Origin of the sequence: uncultured Tateyamaria sp., from assembly GCF_947503385.1 — a bacterium.
In the GTDB taxonomy this organism is placed as follows: domain Bacteria; phylum Pseudomonadota; class Alphaproteobacteria; order Rhodobacterales; family Rhodobacteraceae; genus Tateyamaria.
Map to the genome: position 1 here is coordinate 257,353 of NZ_CANNDO010000004.1, position 15,049 is coordinate 272,401.

Consider the following 15,049-nt stretch of genomic DNA (forward strand, 5'->3'; position numbering starts at 1 on the left):
AAACACATTCCTTTTGCTTGAACATGCCCCTATCTATCTAGTCATTGTTCGAATATCACTTGCCCTAATTCGGATATTACCATCCATTTTTGGATACATAGGCACATGCCAGACTGGTCCCAAATTCAATCCTTTGCCGCCGTGGCGCAGCACGGGTCCCTGTCAGCAGCCGCGCGCGCCATGCAAAGCAGCCAGCCCACGCTCAGCCGTCACATCGCACAGTTGGAAACGGATCTCGGCATCCGCCTGTTTGACCGTGGCCGCGAGGGTATGGCCCTCACCACGCAAGGGGCAGAGTTGTTGCACCACGCCGAAGCGATGGAGAAGGCGGCGGCACGGTTCGACACGCTGGACGCCACGCCGGGCCTCAGCGGCACTGTTCGCATCACGGCCAGCCGGGTGGTTGCGCATTTCACCTTGCCCGCCATAATCGCGGAATTGCGCGTCACACATCCCGAAATCGAGATTGAGCTTGCCGCCTCCGACAGCACCGAAAACCTGCTGCGCCGCGAGGCGGACATTGCGCTGCGCATGTACCGGCCCACGCAGGACGATGTGATCACCCGGCACGTGGCAGATGTGGCGCTTGGTGCCTACGCCGCCCACAGCTATATAGCGCGCAAAGGCCTGCCCAGCCGGATCGAGGATGTGTCGCGGCATGACCTGATCGGATATGACCGCAGCACGCAGATCATTGACGGGTTTCGCGCACGGGGCCTGACGCTGGACCGGCACGCGTTTGGCGTGCGCTGCGACGATCAAGTGGCTTGTTGGGAACTGGTGCTGGCGGGATGCGGCGTGGGGTTTACCCAATGTGTGATCGGCGACAACGACACGCGTGTTCAGCGCCTTTTTGGGCCGGACGCTGTGGGTACGCTGCCCATTTGGCTGACCGCTCATCCTGATCTGCGCCGGGTGCCAAGGGTGCGCACGGTCTATGATGCGCTGGCGGAGGCGCTGTCACGACTTTGACCCGGACAAGAAAAAGGCGGGCTCCAGAGGAGCCCGCCACAGTCACCGCGCTGTATCAGGGAGGAAGTTAGCGCGATATTCTGTTGAAGCGTTGCGCTTACTTGGCAGCGGCAGCTTTTTTCGCAGCGGCAGTCATTTCACCGGTTGCTTTTTTCACTGCTGCGGCTGTGTCTTCGCTCATGTCTTTGCCTGCGGCCATCATCAGTTCGACGGTGTCCATTTGCACTTTCTTGGCAACTTCGGCAAAGGCGGCCATGTGCTCGGCTGTCACTTCAGCGTAGGACGACGCGAAGTCGGTCATCGCTTTGGCGTAGTCGGCAGGCTCTGCCTTGGCTTTGGACATGTCGCCCAGTTTTGCCAGGGTTTCTTTGGTCCACTTGGAGGAGATCTCGGTGGATTTCTCGGCGGCGTCGATGGCGACGTGGCTCAGCTTTTCGTTCAGCGTGGTCGCTGTTTTGAAAGCGTCTTCCATTGCTGCGGTGTCGACGGGGAACGAACCCATAACGTCTTTGAACATCGCGGTCATATCTTGTGTGGCTTTGGCCATGGTACTCAGTCCTTGCTTTCGATTGTAGCAGGATCATTCCCGCTTTCTGCATCTGCAAACAATATGAATGCTGCAGTGCAGAAAATCAACCCTTTTGCTGCAGTGCGGCAAAATGGCATGACCCGGGGGAAAGCGTAAGGAAAATCAGAGCTTTGGTCGCCTGCTCGCCTAGGGCTTGGCCTTGACGGTAACGTATGTTCCGGGCGCATCGCACAGCACAGGGTGCGTGGAATCACCCGGTTCGCGTGCCGGAACCATGGCCCCGCTGCGCTTGTTCAACCACGCCTCCCAGCGGGGCCACCACGACCCTTCGTGAAAGGCAGCACTTGCGCTCCAGGCTTCGGGATCAAGGCTTAGATCGTCATTTGTGTAATGCCCGTACTTGTTCTTGGACGGCGGATTCACGATGCCCGCGATATGGCCCGACTGCGTCTTGATAAACGTACGGTCCTTGGAGCCGAACTGCTGCACTCCGCGGTAGCAGTTGGCCCATGGCGCGATATGGTCCGTCTCGCAGGCGATGGCACAGACGGGGACGTCTATATCGTCGAGTGTTAGCCTGTGCCCCAGCAGTTCAAACCCGCCTTCCGCCAGTTCATTGCGCTGACAGAGGCCGCGTAGATATTGCATTGCCATCTTCTCGGGCAGGTTCGCCCCATCGCCATTCCAATAGAGCAGATCGAATGCAGGCGGCGTCTGTCCCATCATGTAGCTCTTGATGGCGGGGGTATAGACGAGGTCATTGGCCCGCAAAAACGTGAACGTCCGCGCCATGATGACAGATGGCAAAATGCCCTTGTCTGCGCATTCCGCCTCGATCCCATCAATAAAATCGTCCGTCAGGAAGGGAGAAAACTCGCCCTGATCCCCGAAATCCGTAAGCGCGGTAAAAAAGGTCGCCGACTTGATCGACTTGTCCTTGCGCTGTTTCAGCAGGCTGAGTGTCAGCGACAGGGTTGTGCCCGCGATGCAGTAGCCAATGGCGTTGACATGCTTTTCGCCGGTGATCGCCTTGGCCTCACGGATCGCTGTCAAATAGCCGTCCTCGACGTAGTCCTCGAGGCCGACACTGGCATAGGCCGCATCGGGGTTCACCCACGACACCACAAACAGGGTATAGCCCTGATCGACGATCCATTTGACCAGAGAGTTCTGCTGTTTCAGGTCGAGGATGTAAAATTTGTTGATCCATGGCGGGAACAGGACGATGGGCGTCTTGTGAACCTTTTCGGTGGCCGGTGTGTACTGGATCAGTTCCATCATACGGTTGCGATAGACAACCTTGCCCGGTGTCGTGGCGATGTTGTGCCCCAGTTCGAACGCGGTTTCATCCGCCAGCCGCACCACCAGTTCGCCGTTATTGGCCTCAAGATCGGCAATCAGGTTTTCCAAACCGTCAATCAGGCTCTGGCCTTCGGTCTCGACCGCCTTTTCCAGCGCATCGGGGTTCGTGGCCAGAAAATTGGTGGGCGACATCATGTCGAGGATTTGCCGCGAGAAATACCCAAGGCGCTGCTTTTCCTTGGGGTCCAGATCGGTAACAGAGTCGACCGCCTGCATCACCGCGTCGGCGTTGATCAGGTACTGTTGCTTGACGAAATTGAAGTAGGGATGCGTGTCCCACAGCGGGTTGGCAAAGCGGCGGTCCTTGGGCCCCGGATCATCCGGCGCCTTCAGCTTGCCACTGGCCAGCGCCTGCTGCGCCTCGACGAAGTGTGTGACGGACTTGGACCAGAACTGCAACTGATGCTCCAGCACTTTGGCGGGGTCGCGCAGCGCCTCCTGCCAATAGGCGGTGGCCGCCTTGCCAAACAGCTCCTGATTCGGGCCGTCGAGCGCGGCATTGTGCGTGCTGCGGTGCGTCATGACCTGGGTGAGTCGCTGTGTCAGTTCCTCAACCTTGCGGAGATTTGTGTTCAATTTGTCGAGGTTTTCACCCGTCACTGCACCAGAGGTGGTGTCACTGGTTGTCATATTAACCTCTTCGTCCTAGTCTCGCACATGCAGCATTCGCGCACTTCCGTGCCTGGTGTCTGTGTATGGTCGCATGTTTCAGGGGGCAAAGCGACAAACCGTCCGATGCGGAACTGTCACGTTTCGCCCCTTTGTACAGGAGTTTTGGTCATGCGCTACATGATGAGCTACGACCTTATGGAAACGATGCGCAACACGAACCAGTGGCTGGGCGCGACCGCCGCAGCCGTGGGTGCGTACCCGGCAATGGCGATGCTGCCCAATCCGGCGATGGAATGGATGCGCGCCTGGGGCGAGGTGACAGAACGCACCTTTCAACGCATGGTCGTCAAACCCGACTGGGGCATCCCCTCTTTCACCGCCGAAGATGGCAAGGACCACCTCGTCAGCATTGATGTGGTTGTACCCGGCGACTTTGGCGATCTGATCCATTTTAACGTCACTGGCCGGAAAGAACGCAAGCGCAAGGTCCTGCTGGTTGCCCCCATGTCCGGCCACTATGCCACGCTGCTGCGTTCGACCGTGATGTCGCTGATGCCCGATTGCGAGGTGTATGTGACCGATTGGCACAATGCCCGCGACATCCCCGTCAGTGCGGGCAAGTTCGATGTGGAAGATTACACGCTCTACCTCGTCGACTATATGCGCGAACTGGGCCCGGACACACATGTCATCGCCGTTTGCCAACCTGCGCCGCTGACGCTCGCCGCCACGGCCTATCTGGCCGAAGAAGACCCCAAAGCGCAGCCCCGGTCACTGACCCTGATCGGCGGGCCGATCGACCCTGACGCCAACGCCACTGACGTCACAGACTTTGGTCGCCGCGTCACCATGGGCCAGCTTGAAGAGTTGATGATCCAGCGTGTTGGTTTCAAATATCCGGGCGTGGGCCGCATGGTTTATCCGGGTCTGTTGCAACTGCAATCGTTCATGTCGATGAATGCCGAAAAGCACTCCAAAGCCTTCACCGACCAGATTGCCCGCGTCGCCAAGGGCGCGGCAGGCGATCACGACAAGCACAACAAATTCTACGACGAATATCTCGCTGTGATGGACATGACCGCCGAATTCTATTTGTCGACGGTGGAACGCATCTTCAAGCGCGCCGAGATTGCCCAGAACGCCTTTACGGTGGGTGGCAAGCGCGTGGATATTGGCAAAATCACCACCGTGGCCGTCAAAACTGTTGAAGGGGCGAATGACGACATCTCCGCCCCCGGTCAGTGCATTGCGGCGCTGGCGCTGTGCACCGGACTGCCGGACGAGAAAAAGGCCAGCCATGTGGAGCCGGGTGCAGGCCACTACGGCATCTTTGCAGGCAAAAGCTGGCGCAACAACATCCGCCCGCTGGTGCTGGATTTCATCGACGCCAACTCCCCCAAAGGTGCGGCAAAGAAGGCCGCCAACAAGAACGCGGCCGCCTAAGTCATGGCGGGCGCGGATCTCAAATTCGCGTGCAATTGCAACACTCTGCGTGGGACACTTGTCGGGGCCGGACCCGGAACTGGCACCCGCGTTGAGTGCTTTTGCCACGACTGCCGGGCCGCCGAGGTTTATGCCGGACAACCTGACCCCGCACCGGGTGCGGTGCAACTCTACCAGACGACACCGTTTCGCGTGCGGATCGATGCAGGTGCCGACCAACTGGCCCCGTTCGCCTTCAGCGAAAAAGGCCCGCTGCGCTGGCAGGCGCGCTGCTGCGGCGCGACCATGTTTCTGACGGCGCGTTCCCCCAAGCTCAGCTTTACCTCGTTTCGCACAGACCGATTGGCGGACAGCGACGCACTTGGCCCGGTGCGGGCCCGCGCCTTTGTCCGCAAACCCAACGGCAAACGCGGGCACGAAGGGTTGGCAGGGTTTATTGCAGGCTTTGCCGCCCGCGCCATTGGCGCACGGGTCAGCGGACGGTGGAAGGACACGCCATTCTTTGACCCGGATGGCAGACCGGTCGCAGAGGTCCATCTGGTGTCAAAGGCAGAGCGGAACGCCTTGCCCCTGCCCTAACCCCGTTTGGCTGCTGCCGCATCCAGCGCGTCATTGACCGCATCCACAGACAGATCGGTGGCCACAGCGCGCTGCAACAGCGCCTGATCGCTCTCCGGTGCAAGCCCGCCCACGGGCGGATCGGTGTCGAGGTTGGTGGGAAACGGGTAGCCTTCGGCAGCCGCTGCAATGGCCGCAACCTGTTCCAGACCCGACACTTGCCCCAAATGCGGATAGATCGCCTTGGCCATGGCCAGCTGGTCCAGCTTTTCCAGCGAACGGCCCATGGGCGACGACACCTGCATCAGATTGGCCATCCGTTCGACATCCTGCGTCCGGTTCTCTCCGGCTGCGTGAAACAGCGCCGGATTGAAATAGAGCGCATCTCCCTTGTCCAAGGGCACCTGCACCGCTGACGCCGCGAAGGCCGCGCGGAATTCCGGTTGGCGAAAGGTGATATAACCCGCCGGGTAGGCCTGCGAAAACGGCAGCAATTGCGTCGGTCCCGATGCAACCGGCATATCGCAATGCGCCACAGCGCCTTGCAGCGTCAACAAAGGCGACAAAAGGTGCATATGCACCGGAAAGCCCGCCGCCTGTTCTGCCGTCATAAAGCCCAGATGGTAGTCGCGATGCGCCTCTTGTGCGGTACCGCCCGGATGCACGAGGTTCACCTAGCTGGTGGTCTGATACCCCCGGCCCAACCACGCCTCGCTGATCGCGTCCAATGTGGTGTTGGCAAAGTAACGGACAAAAACGTCCGGGGCGCGCAGGCACAGCTTTTCCTGCACGTTCCAGATACGGTCGTTGGCCCCGGCGGCGGCAAAGTGGTCAGCCCCGCCGCCCTTGTCCGCCTTCTCCTCAGCGATGATCGTATTGAAAATCTCGGTCGCTTCATCCAGCACGCCTGTGTCCGCATAGGCCCGTTTCAGCACGACAGCCCCCGGACCCGTCAGCATCACCTCGGCCCACTCGCTCATCAGCGCAAGGCGGCTATTGTCAACCTCCAGCGCGGGGCGCAGCGCGTCCATATCGTAGATCGGCACGTTGGACTGAATGTCGGCCGCTTGCGGGCACATGTCCGGCACCGTCTTGCGTGCGATCAATGCTCTGAAATCGTCGATGCTGCACGCCCGCGGATCAAAGTAGCCGCGTGCCGCAATCAAAAGGTCTTTCATTAGCCCATCCTCCCTGCCCGAAATGTTATGCGGCGCGACAGGCGTCAGGCCAGACAGAAAATGTCAGGCCGCCCCACATATGCGGGGCGACCTGCAGGACGCGATCTTGCACCTAATCTGGATGGGGGTTGTACAAGGCCGCCTCATAGGCTCTGCCAGACCGCGACCGCGTTCTCCGGTGGGCTGTGACACGAGAATCCCGGATCACCGTTCACCAGACGCCGCAACCGCGCTTGCCAGAGTCACAGGAACAAGGCGCGAGGTCGCCGTTTTATGCGAAACTTTTTTCGGTGCCGCCGTGGTGCCGTCTCACCAGCCCAAATGCGCGCCCGGATCGCGCAAAATGTGCAGGCGGCGCGCGGCGTGGCTGGCAAAACCCTGGATCACCGATTTGCGCCGTGCGGGTGCCAGCTTGTCTTCGGGGGCCATCCGCACAATCTCGGCGTCGTAGGCATCGGCGAGGATCAGACCGCTGTCATCCGGCAACAGCTCCACGGGAAATTCACTGTCAACGGCCCAGAAAAACCGATCGCACCAGTCCAGATAACCCTGCCATTTGTGGTCCGACATAAAGTCCGAACGGGACGATTTGCACTCGACCACCCAAATCTCGCCCTTGGGACCCAGCGCCATAACGTCGACGCGCAGCCCGCGCGTGGGCACCAGTTCCTCGACCGTGGCCCACCCCAGCGAGGCCAAATGCCGCGCCACGCCACGCGCCAGCAATTGCCCTGGCATCAGGGTCGGAGGATCGGTCAGATCAGTCATGGCCAAGAATATGAACAAAGGATGAACAAACGCAAGGGGGCGCATCTGCACAAATCGGCCCCTTGGCGTTGCCGGACCCAGCGCATAGCTTGACACGATCAAAAGCCATGGGGGCGCAACATGACCGAAGACAGGACGCTGACCGCGGCAGAGGCACGCGGCGTGCGCTACGCCCGCGAGTTGGAGGGGCACCTGGGCTGGCTCGACACGTTTTCGGGCACGGCACTGGGAGTGCTCGCCACCGCCTCAGGCATCTATACCTATCTCGGCGTGTCATCCCTGCTGGATGAAAACGGTGCCATGTCGGTGCTGGCCGCGATTGCCTATTCGGTTGCGGTGTCCGTGGGGATTTTCGTGTTCTGGTCCTACATGCTGCGCCTGTTCCCTGCCGTCCGTTCGACGCGCGCCCGCACCGGGTTGCTGGCCGCGATGGGTCTGGGATCGCTCGCCATTGTCGCCATGTCGTCTTGGTTGAACGCCGCGGCATTGGCCGGATCGGCAGCGGTCGAACAGCATCTGGCCAAGACAGTGCAGGACTATCAGTCCAGCCTTGAACGCGCACACGAGGTTGCAATTACCGCACAGTCGCTGGAACGCGACGTGGCGCGTGTGCGCCAATCCTTCGAAGATCTCAGCGAACAGGAAGCCGCAGGCTCGCTGTCCGGTCTGGCGGGGCGCGGCGCAGTGTTTCGGGTTCTGCGCCAAAAGGCTGGTGAGTTGTCGGGGCTCGAAGGGCAGATCAGCACCCAGACCCCGCTGGTCGAGGCAGCATTTGCCGAAGGCAATGCCATTCTCAGCCGGATGCGTGCCCTGACCGTCGAACCTGGCCCGGTGGAGGCGCGCAGCGTCGAGTTTTCCGAACAAGCTGTGCGCCTTGCGGGCCTGATCACCCAGATGCGGCAACTGTCCGTCGCCCCGCTGGTGGAGCGGGCGGCACAGGACCTCGCCGCCTCCGTTGTTCTGCCCGAGCTTGACGGCAGCACCGAAGAGGGGCGCAGCGATCAGGCCGCCACCATCACCTCCGTGCTCGAAGTGTTGGCGCAGCGTGCGCAGACGTTGGAACGCGCCGCGCAAAATGTGATTGCCCTGCAACCGGCACCGGACGTGACCTATACCCCGATCTCATCGGCGGACGCGGTGATCCTCTATGCCCGCAACTTTGTGCCCTCTTGGGCCGGAGCCATCGCCATTGACCTGCTGCCTGCCGTGCTGGTCTTTATCCTTGCCATCACCCAAGGCGCGATCCGCGGCGGCCGCGAAGGGGCAGGCGTGGAGGATACCATGACACTTGCGGAATTGCGCGCGGCTATGGTCGCCATTCGCGACGTAGAACAGGCAATGCAGGACATGCCCGAGGCCGTTACACCGCCCGCACCGCATCCCAAACCGCGCCCCGCCGCCGAATGAGCACGATGCCCAAGAACCCCGTCGCCCGCACCCTGATGGGCGTGCTGATCTTTCAGATCGGTCTCGGCGGTCTGCTGGTCATTGGTGACATGCGCGGCCTGCGCCTGCCCAGCTTTGGCCCCGACGCCCCGCGCCTGACCGAACCGGTCCGGCCCGGCGACCAACGCCGCACCTTTCGCCCCGACCGTGACCGCCCCGTCGTCCAGCCAGCCCGCGATCCCGGCCAATTGCCCGAACGGCTGGTTCTCACCCAAAGCAACGGCAGCACCTACCGTCTCGAAGGCGGGATCGAAGCGGGCGATGCCGCGCGCATAGCAGACCAGTTGGACACGGTGCAGCCCGCGCCCGAAACGGTGATCCTGCAATCCCCCGGCGGATCGGTGCAGGACGCGCTCGCCCTTGGCCGTCACTTGCGCAACAAGGGCATTGCGACACGGATGCTGGCGGGCGAGTTCTGCTATTCCGCCTGCCCCTACCTGCTGGCCGCAGGTCCGACCCGTGACATTGCAGATGACGCCTCTGTCGGCGTGCATCAGCACTATTTCGGCGAAAACACATTCCTGCCCGCAGCCTTCGCGGTCGAAGACATCCAGCGCGGTCAGGCCGAAGTGATGACCTATCTTGACGAGATGGGAATCGACCCGCTTGTGATGACACATGCGCTCTCTACTCCGCCGGACCAAATTTACGTTCTGCTGCCCGACGAGCTGGAACGCTACGGATTTACCCAAACATCTGAATAGGTTGCACGCGAGGCTGCAATGCGCGCAATGCACGGGTTGACATGATACCTTTCGGTATCTCATTAATATGATACCAAATGGAATCATATTGGAGGACCCGCATGAAACCTCTCGCCTGCATTGCCGCCCTGATCGCCGCACCCGCCACCGCCGATCCCACCATCACACTGACCCCCGATACCGACCTTGCATGGGAATCCACACCCGAAGGTGTCGCCTTTGCCGCGCTTTCGGGCGACCGTTGGTCCGAAGCGTATTTTGCCATGGTCCGCCTGCCTGCAGGCACCGTCAGCCCGGTTCACACCAAATCGGCAAACATGTACGGCATGATCCTTAAGGGCGAGATGACCCACGCCATCCCCGGTGCAGACACCGCGCCCATCGGGCCAGGCGCGTATTACGAGGTGCCCGCAGGGTTGCCGCACATTTCGGCCTGTGTCTCGACAACACCTTGTGTCGCCTTGCTCTATCAGGACGGTGCATTCGACTTTGTGCCGGTGGCACAATGATGGACGCCACCCAATCCGCCTTTCGCGCCCTCGCCGATCCCACGCGGCGCAACATCCTCGCGCTTCTGACCCGGCAGGACATGACAATCGCGCAAGTGTCCGACCGGTTCGATATGACCCGCGCCGCAGTCAAAAAGCACCTGACTGTGCTCAGTGACGGCGGCCTCATCACGGTCGAGGCGCGCGGACGCGAACGCATCAACCGGCTCAACCCCGCTGGTCTCGCCCCTGTCCTGTCGTGGTTCGAAATCTACGACCGCTTCTGGGATGACCGCCTCTCCGACCTCAAAACCGCCATTGAAAGGGACCTCCAATGACCGACAACATCCTGCAAAAATCCCTCTACCTCAAAGCGCCCCGCCAGATGGTCTGGGACTATCTGACCCAGCCCGAACACCTCGCCAAATGGTTCCACGCGCCCAAAACGCCCCTGACCGAAGGCGAGGACTATACTTGCTACGGCGCAGAAAGCGGCAAGCCCGTGATCTGGGGCACGGTGCAAAAGGCGACGCCACCCGCATTGCTGGAATACACATTTTCAGCCGGGCCGATGGGGGATGCCGTGACCCATGTGCGCTGGACCCTGACAGACGTGCCGGGCGGGACGCATCTGGCGCTGGAACATACCGGCCTGCCACAGGGAGCGGAGGCGTTTGATCTCATGCTCGCTTTCGACGACGGCTGGGACAAACACCTCGCCCGGTTGCGCGCCGACCTGCCGGAGGCCGCATAATGGACTATTCCGCCACCATCCAGACCAAAACCCCACCCGACATGGCAGCCCGCAAGATCGTGGACGACCTCGAACATTGGTGGTCCACCCGGATCGACCGACGCGACACGGGGTTCACCATCCACTTCAATGCCAGCCATGTGGATTTCGCCTTTGACCCGGGTGCCACCGATGGCCGGTTCAGCTGGACCTGCACAGCCGCCAACATGATCATCGCGGACGTGCCCGATAGCGATGAATGGACAGGCACGCGTCTGATCTGGGAGATACGACCGTCCGGCACAGGCAGCGCCATCACCCTCACCCACAAAGGGCTGACACCCCAGATTGCCTGTTTCGACGTGTGCCGCCGCGGCTGGGAACACTTTTTCGAATCCAGTCTGCGCAATCACCTGAACGGCGATGCTGCCCAGCCCGAAACCAGCGGGGCCGCGGCCTGATACGGGTGCTCGCCCCGTCTCTGTCCCCAAAAAAATCCTCCCCGAAGGGCCGGGTGGCCAATGCGCCGCACCGGCCCTTCCTTGCCGTGCCCGGCCCGACCGCCTATGTAACGAGGCGGCGGGTTCTGCCCCTCATGTGGACGGTTGCATTCCGGTGGCCTTAAGCAATTCCGAGGGAGCTGGCTCTGTCCGGGTCTTGGCCCGGTTACCTGGCGCCCACCTGTATATACAGGTCCTCGGGAATGAGAGAACCGCACGGTCCGGGTGGTCCCGCCGCTTCCCTGCACCTGCGCACAGATGCCGTTCGGGCGTGTGAAATTGTGCGCAGGCCGACAGGGCCTATCTTGTTGGCAACCCCATGTCACAAGGAGGCTTCTATGTCCCTCAGACCGACACTCGAAACCCGCAAGGCTGTCCCCACAATGGAAGGGGCGGGCGTTCACCTGCACCGCGCCTTCGGCTTTCAGGACCCAAGCGAGCTTGACCCCTTCCTGCTGTTTGACGATTTCCGCAACGATGTGCCGGAACACTACGCCAAGGGCTTTCCATGGCATCCCCATCGCGGCATAGAAACCATCACCTACGTGCTCGAAGGCACGGTGGCGCACAGCGACAGCTTGGGCAATTCCGGCACGCTTGGTGCCGGATCGGTGCAGTGGATGACCGCAGGGTCGGGCATTCTCCATCAGGAGATGCCCAGCGGCAATGCGGCCGGGCAGATGCACGGCTTCCAGCTTTGGGGCAATCTGCCGTCGGACCAAAAGATGACAGCACCCCGGTATCAGGACATTCAGGGCACGGACATCCCCGAAGTAACCGATGACGACGGCACGGTCGTGCGCGTGATCACCGGTGCGTTCTGGGGCAAAACCGGCCCGGTCGACGGTATCGCCGCCGATCCGCAATATCTCGACATCTCGGTGCCTGCTGGCGTCAAGAAAACCTTCCGGATCGACACCTACCGCCGCGCGTTTGCCTATTTATTTCAAGGCGCCGGTGCTTTCGCTGACGCCTCAAACCCGGCCGGCGTGCTCCTTGAAAAGGAAATCGCAGGCGAAGAAGTCAACATTCGCGACCTGTCCGGGGACCGCACGCTGGTCCGTTTCGGCACAGGCGACGAAGTGACTGTGCAAGCAGGGCCGGACGGCATCCGCTTCCTGCTGATCTCCGGGGCCCCGATCAACGAACCGGTCGCGTGGCACGGCCCCATTGTGATGAACACGCAGGAAGAATTGATGCAGGCCATGAAAGAACTGCGCAACGGCACTTTCATCAAACCTGCGCATTAAGGGCGCGGCTGCGTATGCAGACGCGCCCGGTGGCAAGGACATGCTTTGCCCACAAAGCGTGTCAGCCAAGCTCAAAATCAAGGCGCACGACAAAATGGGTCGGTGGGTGGGCGCCTTTCGTCCGTCAGGACGAAACAGTCCCGCTCACCGACACCATCCGCGCCACCATCTGCCAATACATGTTCTGCACATCGCCAAGGCTCAGGCGTCCATCCTCCCGAAACCACGTGTTCACACCCGTCAACATCGCGATGATCGCCATTGATGCGACCTTTTCATCCGGCACACTGAACGCCCCCTCCTCGACACCCGCGTGCAGCATCTCGGCCAGCAACTGCTCATAGCGCCGCCGCAACCCCTCGATCTCCGCAAAATTTTCCGGCGTGAGGTTGCGCAACTCCATATAGGCAATGAACACCGCGTCGGGGCGTGCGTGGTGAAAGGCGATGTGAAAGCGCACAAAGGCCTCCAGCCGCGCAGGAGCAGCGCCCACCAGACAAGGTCCCACCGCCTCGTGCAATTCCAGCAAATGATCGCGCATCAGCTCGTGCAACAGGGTCTGCTTGTCAGGGATATAATTGTAAAGTGCGCCCGCTTGCACGCCCACCTCCCGCGCAATCACCCGCATCGACACCGCCGCATAGCCCTGTTGCGCAAATAGGCGCAGCGCGGCCGCCCTGATCCGTGGGCCGGTGATCTGCGCGTGTGAGCCTTGTGTACGTGCCATATGATAACGCTAACTGAACGCGTGTTCATATCCAAGCGGCGCTTGCGCCCTCCGGCGCGCTGGTGCATCACATTGGCAACATGCCTGAACCGGAGCCGCGATGCACCCCCTCTGTCGCCGTCTGATACTGCCATTGACCCTGATTGTCGCAGGCTGCACGCAGTTCCCCGATCTGGACGCGACCGTCCCGCCCGCTGCTGTAAATGCGCCCTTCCCGACACTCGTCCCGCTCGAGCCGCTGCTTGCCGCCAATGCCGCCGTCGTGTCCGATCCGGAGGCCACAACACAAAGCCTCCAAGCGCGCGTTGCCGCCCTGCGCAACCGCGCCCGCTTGCTGCAAGTCCGGCCCGTCATTGACACCGGCACCCGTGCCCGGCTGCGCCGCGCACTGGCCCGCGCGCCCGGCTGATCTGCAACGCGTTGCAGCGCAGGCGCGAACCCGCTACATCGCCACACGGAACACTGCTCGAAAGGACCTGCCATGACCTCCCCCTTGCGCCTCGGCATTGCAGGACTTGGCACCGTGGGCATCGGGGTTGTGCGCATCCTGCGCAGCCAGGCCGCCTTGCTGGAGGCGCGCACAGGCCGCCCGCTCCAGCTTGTTGCCGTCAGCGCGCGCAGCCGTGACAAGGACCGCGGCGTACCGCTGAACAGCTACGCATGGGAAGACGATCCCGTGGCCCTCGCCACGCGCGACGATGTGGATGTCTATGTCGAATTGATGGGTGGGACCGATGGCCCTGCCAAAGCCTCGACCGAAGCAGCTATTGCAGCCGGTAAACATGTGGTCACCGCCAACAAGGCAATGCTTGCCGTTCACGGACAGGCGCTGGCCGAAACCGCCGAAGCCGCTGGCATTTCCCTGCGCTACGAGGCCGCAGTGGCAGGCGGCATTCCCGTGATCAAGGCCCTGACAGAAGGCCTCGCCGGTAATCAGATCACCCGGATCGTTGGCGTGATGAATGGCTCGTGCAATTACATCCTCACCCGCATGGAAAGCTCCGGCCTCAGCTACGCGGACATTTTCGCCGAAGCCGACGGGTTGGGCTACCTCGAAGCCGATCCCCAGCTTGACGTTGGCGGCATCGATGCAGCCCACAAGCTGGCGATTCTGTCCTCCATTGCATTTGGCACGCAGGTGAATTTCGACGGGATCGACCTTGAGGGGATCGAACGGGTCAGCATCGACGACATCCGCCATGCCGGCGACATGGGGTACAAGATCAAGCTGCTGGGCGTGGCCCAGAAAACCGGCCGCGGGCTGGAGCAGCGCATGATGCCCTGCCTTGTCCCTGACACGTCCCCCTTTGGCCAGTTGCAGGGCGGCACGAACATGGTGGCTCTCGAAGGTGATGCGGTTGAACAGATTGTCCTGCGCGGCCCCGGTGCCGGAGAAGGACCCACCGCCTCTGCTGTGATGGGCGACATCTGTGACATCGCCCGCGGCCAACGCCTGCCCGTCTTTGGTCAGCCCGCCACATCGCTTGAGGCGGCGACGCCTGCCCGCTCGGTTCTGCCAGCGCCGCACTATCTGCGCATGGCGCTGCACGACAAGCCCGGCGCATTGGCCAAAATCGCCACCGTTCTGGGCGAGGCCGGTGTCAGCATCGACCGGATGCGCCAGTACGGGCACGACGACGCCACCGCTCCGGTGCTGATCGTCACGCACAAATGCACCCGCAGCGCGCTCGACACCGCCATTGCGGCAATGGGGCAGACCGGCGTGCTTGCGTCCGATCCCGTCGTGTTACGCATCGAAGACATTTAGACCCACCAAAA

Annotated in this window: 18 protein-coding genes; 12 read left to right on the forward strand and 6 right to left on the reverse strand. The window is 61.6% G+C overall.

Annotated elements, in window-relative coordinates:
* Positions 1-105 precede the first annotated feature (105 nt).
* Positions 106-972, forward strand: coding sequence for a LysR family transcriptional regulator (locus Q1A85_RS15105; RefSeq protein WP_299691050.1), 867 nt, complete (start codon positions 106-108; stop codon positions 970-972).
* A gap of 97 nt (positions 973-1,069) precedes the next feature.
* Here Q1A85_RS15105 and Q1A85_RS15110 read toward each other — a convergent pair whose 3' ends face one another.
* Together Q1A85_RS15110 and phaC are read right to left on the reverse strand one after the other, a co-directional pair.
* Positions 1,070-1,519, reverse strand: coding sequence for a phasin family protein (locus Q1A85_RS15110; RefSeq protein WP_299691053.1), 450 nt, complete (start codon positions 1,517-1,519; stop codon positions 1,070-1,072).
* Between the two features lie 168 nt (positions 1,520-1,687).
* Positions 1,688-3,493, reverse strand: a complete 1,806-nt coding sequence (gene phaC, locus Q1A85_RS15115) for a class I poly(R)-hydroxyalkanoic acid synthase (RefSeq protein ID WP_299691056.1) — start codon at positions 3,491-3,493, stop codon at positions 1,688-1,690.
* Positions 3,494-3,643: 150 nt separating this feature from the next.
* Here phaC and phaZ point away from each other — a divergent pair, with 150 nt between their 5' ends.
* A complete protein-coding gene (phaZ, locus tag Q1A85_RS15120) occupies positions 3,644-4,918 on the forward strand; it encodes a polyhydroxyalkanoate depolymerase (RefSeq protein WP_299691059.1) in 1,275 nt (424 codons plus the stop codon).
* A gap of 3 nt (positions 4,919-4,921) precedes the next feature.
* Positions 4,922-5,497: a DUF6151 family protein gene (locus Q1A85_RS15125; protein WP_299691062.1), complete on the forward strand. Its 576-nt coding sequence runs from the start codon at positions 4,922-4,924 to the stop codon at positions 5,495-5,497.
* Here Q1A85_RS15125 and Q1A85_RS22980 read toward each other — a convergent pair.
* The 3 genes from Q1A85_RS22980 to Q1A85_RS15135 form a co-directional block, all read right to left on the reverse strand.
* The gene (locus tag Q1A85_RS22980) at positions 5,494-6,150 is read right to left on the reverse strand and encodes a phytanoyl-CoA dioxygenase family protein (protein WP_366140596.1); all 657 of its coding nucleotides are present in this window, start codon (positions 6,148-6,150) and stop codon (positions 5,494-5,496) included. The genes Q1A85_RS15125 and Q1A85_RS22980 overlap by 4 nt on opposite strands.
* Entirely contained in the window at positions 6,151-6,654 is a 504-nt protein-coding gene (locus Q1A85_RS22985; RefSeq protein WP_366140597.1) for a hypothetical protein, read from the reverse strand.
* Between the two features lie 309 nt (positions 6,655-6,963).
* Positions 6,964-7,422 carry an MmcB family DNA repair protein gene (locus tag Q1A85_RS15135; protein ID WP_299691065.1) on the reverse strand — a complete coding sequence of 153 codons (459 nt, stop codon included), beginning with the start codon at positions 7,420-7,422 and terminating at the stop codon, positions 6,964-6,966.
* Positions 7,423-7,542: 120 nt separating this feature from the next.
* On the opposite strand from Q1A85_RS15135, the gene Q1A85_RS15140 reads away from it, so the two are divergent.
* From Q1A85_RS15140 to Q1A85_RS15170, 7 genes are all read left to right on the forward strand, one after another.
* Positions 7,543-8,829, forward strand: coding sequence for a hypothetical protein (locus tag Q1A85_RS15140; RefSeq protein WP_299691068.1), 1,287 nt, complete (start codon positions 7,543-7,545; stop codon positions 8,827-8,829).
* A complete protein-coding gene (locus Q1A85_RS15145) occupies positions 8,826-9,572 on the forward strand; it encodes a hypothetical protein (protein ID WP_299691070.1) in 747 nt (248 codons plus the stop codon). Before Q1A85_RS15140 ends, Q1A85_RS15145 begins: the two co-directional genes overlap by 4 nt.
* 101 nt (positions 9,573-9,673) lie before the next feature.
* On the forward strand, positions 9,674-10,081 hold the full coding sequence (locus Q1A85_RS15150; protein WP_299691072.1) for a cupin domain-containing protein: 408 nt from the start codon (positions 9,674-9,676) through the stop codon (positions 10,079-10,081).
* Complete coding sequence (locus Q1A85_RS15155; RefSeq protein ID WP_299691075.1) at positions 10,078-10,398, forward strand: metalloregulator ArsR/SmtB family transcription factor; 321 nt, start codon at positions 10,078-10,080, stop codon at positions 10,396-10,398. The genes Q1A85_RS15150 and Q1A85_RS15155 overlap by 4 nt, the downstream gene beginning before the upstream one ends.
* Positions 10,395-10,814, forward strand: coding sequence for an SRPBCC domain-containing protein (locus Q1A85_RS15160; protein WP_299691078.1), 420 nt, complete (start codon positions 10,395-10,397; stop codon positions 10,812-10,814). Before Q1A85_RS15155 ends, Q1A85_RS15160 begins: the two co-directional genes overlap by 4 nt.
* Positions 10,814-11,254 (forward strand): hypothetical protein, encoded by a 441-nt coding sequence (locus tag Q1A85_RS15165; RefSeq protein WP_299691081.1) that lies wholly within the window; start codon positions 10,814-10,816, stop codon positions 11,252-11,254. Before Q1A85_RS15160 ends, Q1A85_RS15165 begins: the two co-directional genes overlap by 1 nt.
* A 377-nt stretch (positions 11,255-11,631) precedes the next feature.
* Positions 11,632-12,543: a pirin family protein gene (locus Q1A85_RS15170; protein WP_299691084.1), complete on the forward strand. Its 912-nt coding sequence runs from the start codon at positions 11,632-11,634 to the stop codon at positions 12,541-12,543.
* A 124-nt stretch (positions 12,544-12,667) separates the two neighbouring features.
* Here the strand turns inward: Q1A85_RS15170 and Q1A85_RS15175 are convergent, their stop codons facing one another.
* Positions 12,668-13,270: a TetR/AcrR family transcriptional regulator gene (locus tag Q1A85_RS15175; protein WP_299691086.1), complete on the reverse strand. Its 603-nt coding sequence runs from the start codon at positions 13,268-13,270 to the stop codon at positions 12,668-12,670.
* 100 nt (positions 13,271-13,370) lie between these two features.
* Between Q1A85_RS15175 and Q1A85_RS15180 the strand changes: the two genes are divergently transcribed.
* Together Q1A85_RS15180 and Q1A85_RS15185 are read left to right on the forward strand one after the other, a co-directional pair.
* Positions 13,371-13,679: a hypothetical protein gene (locus tag Q1A85_RS15180; protein WP_299691089.1), complete on the forward strand. Its 309-nt coding sequence runs from the start codon at positions 13,371-13,373 to the stop codon at positions 13,677-13,679.
* Between the two features lie 72 nt (positions 13,680-13,751).
* Positions 13,752-15,038: a homoserine dehydrogenase gene (locus Q1A85_RS15185; RefSeq protein ID WP_299691092.1), complete on the forward strand. Its 1,287-nt coding sequence runs from the start codon at positions 13,752-13,754 to the stop codon at positions 15,036-15,038.
* Positions 15,039-15,049 lie beyond the last annotated feature (11 nt).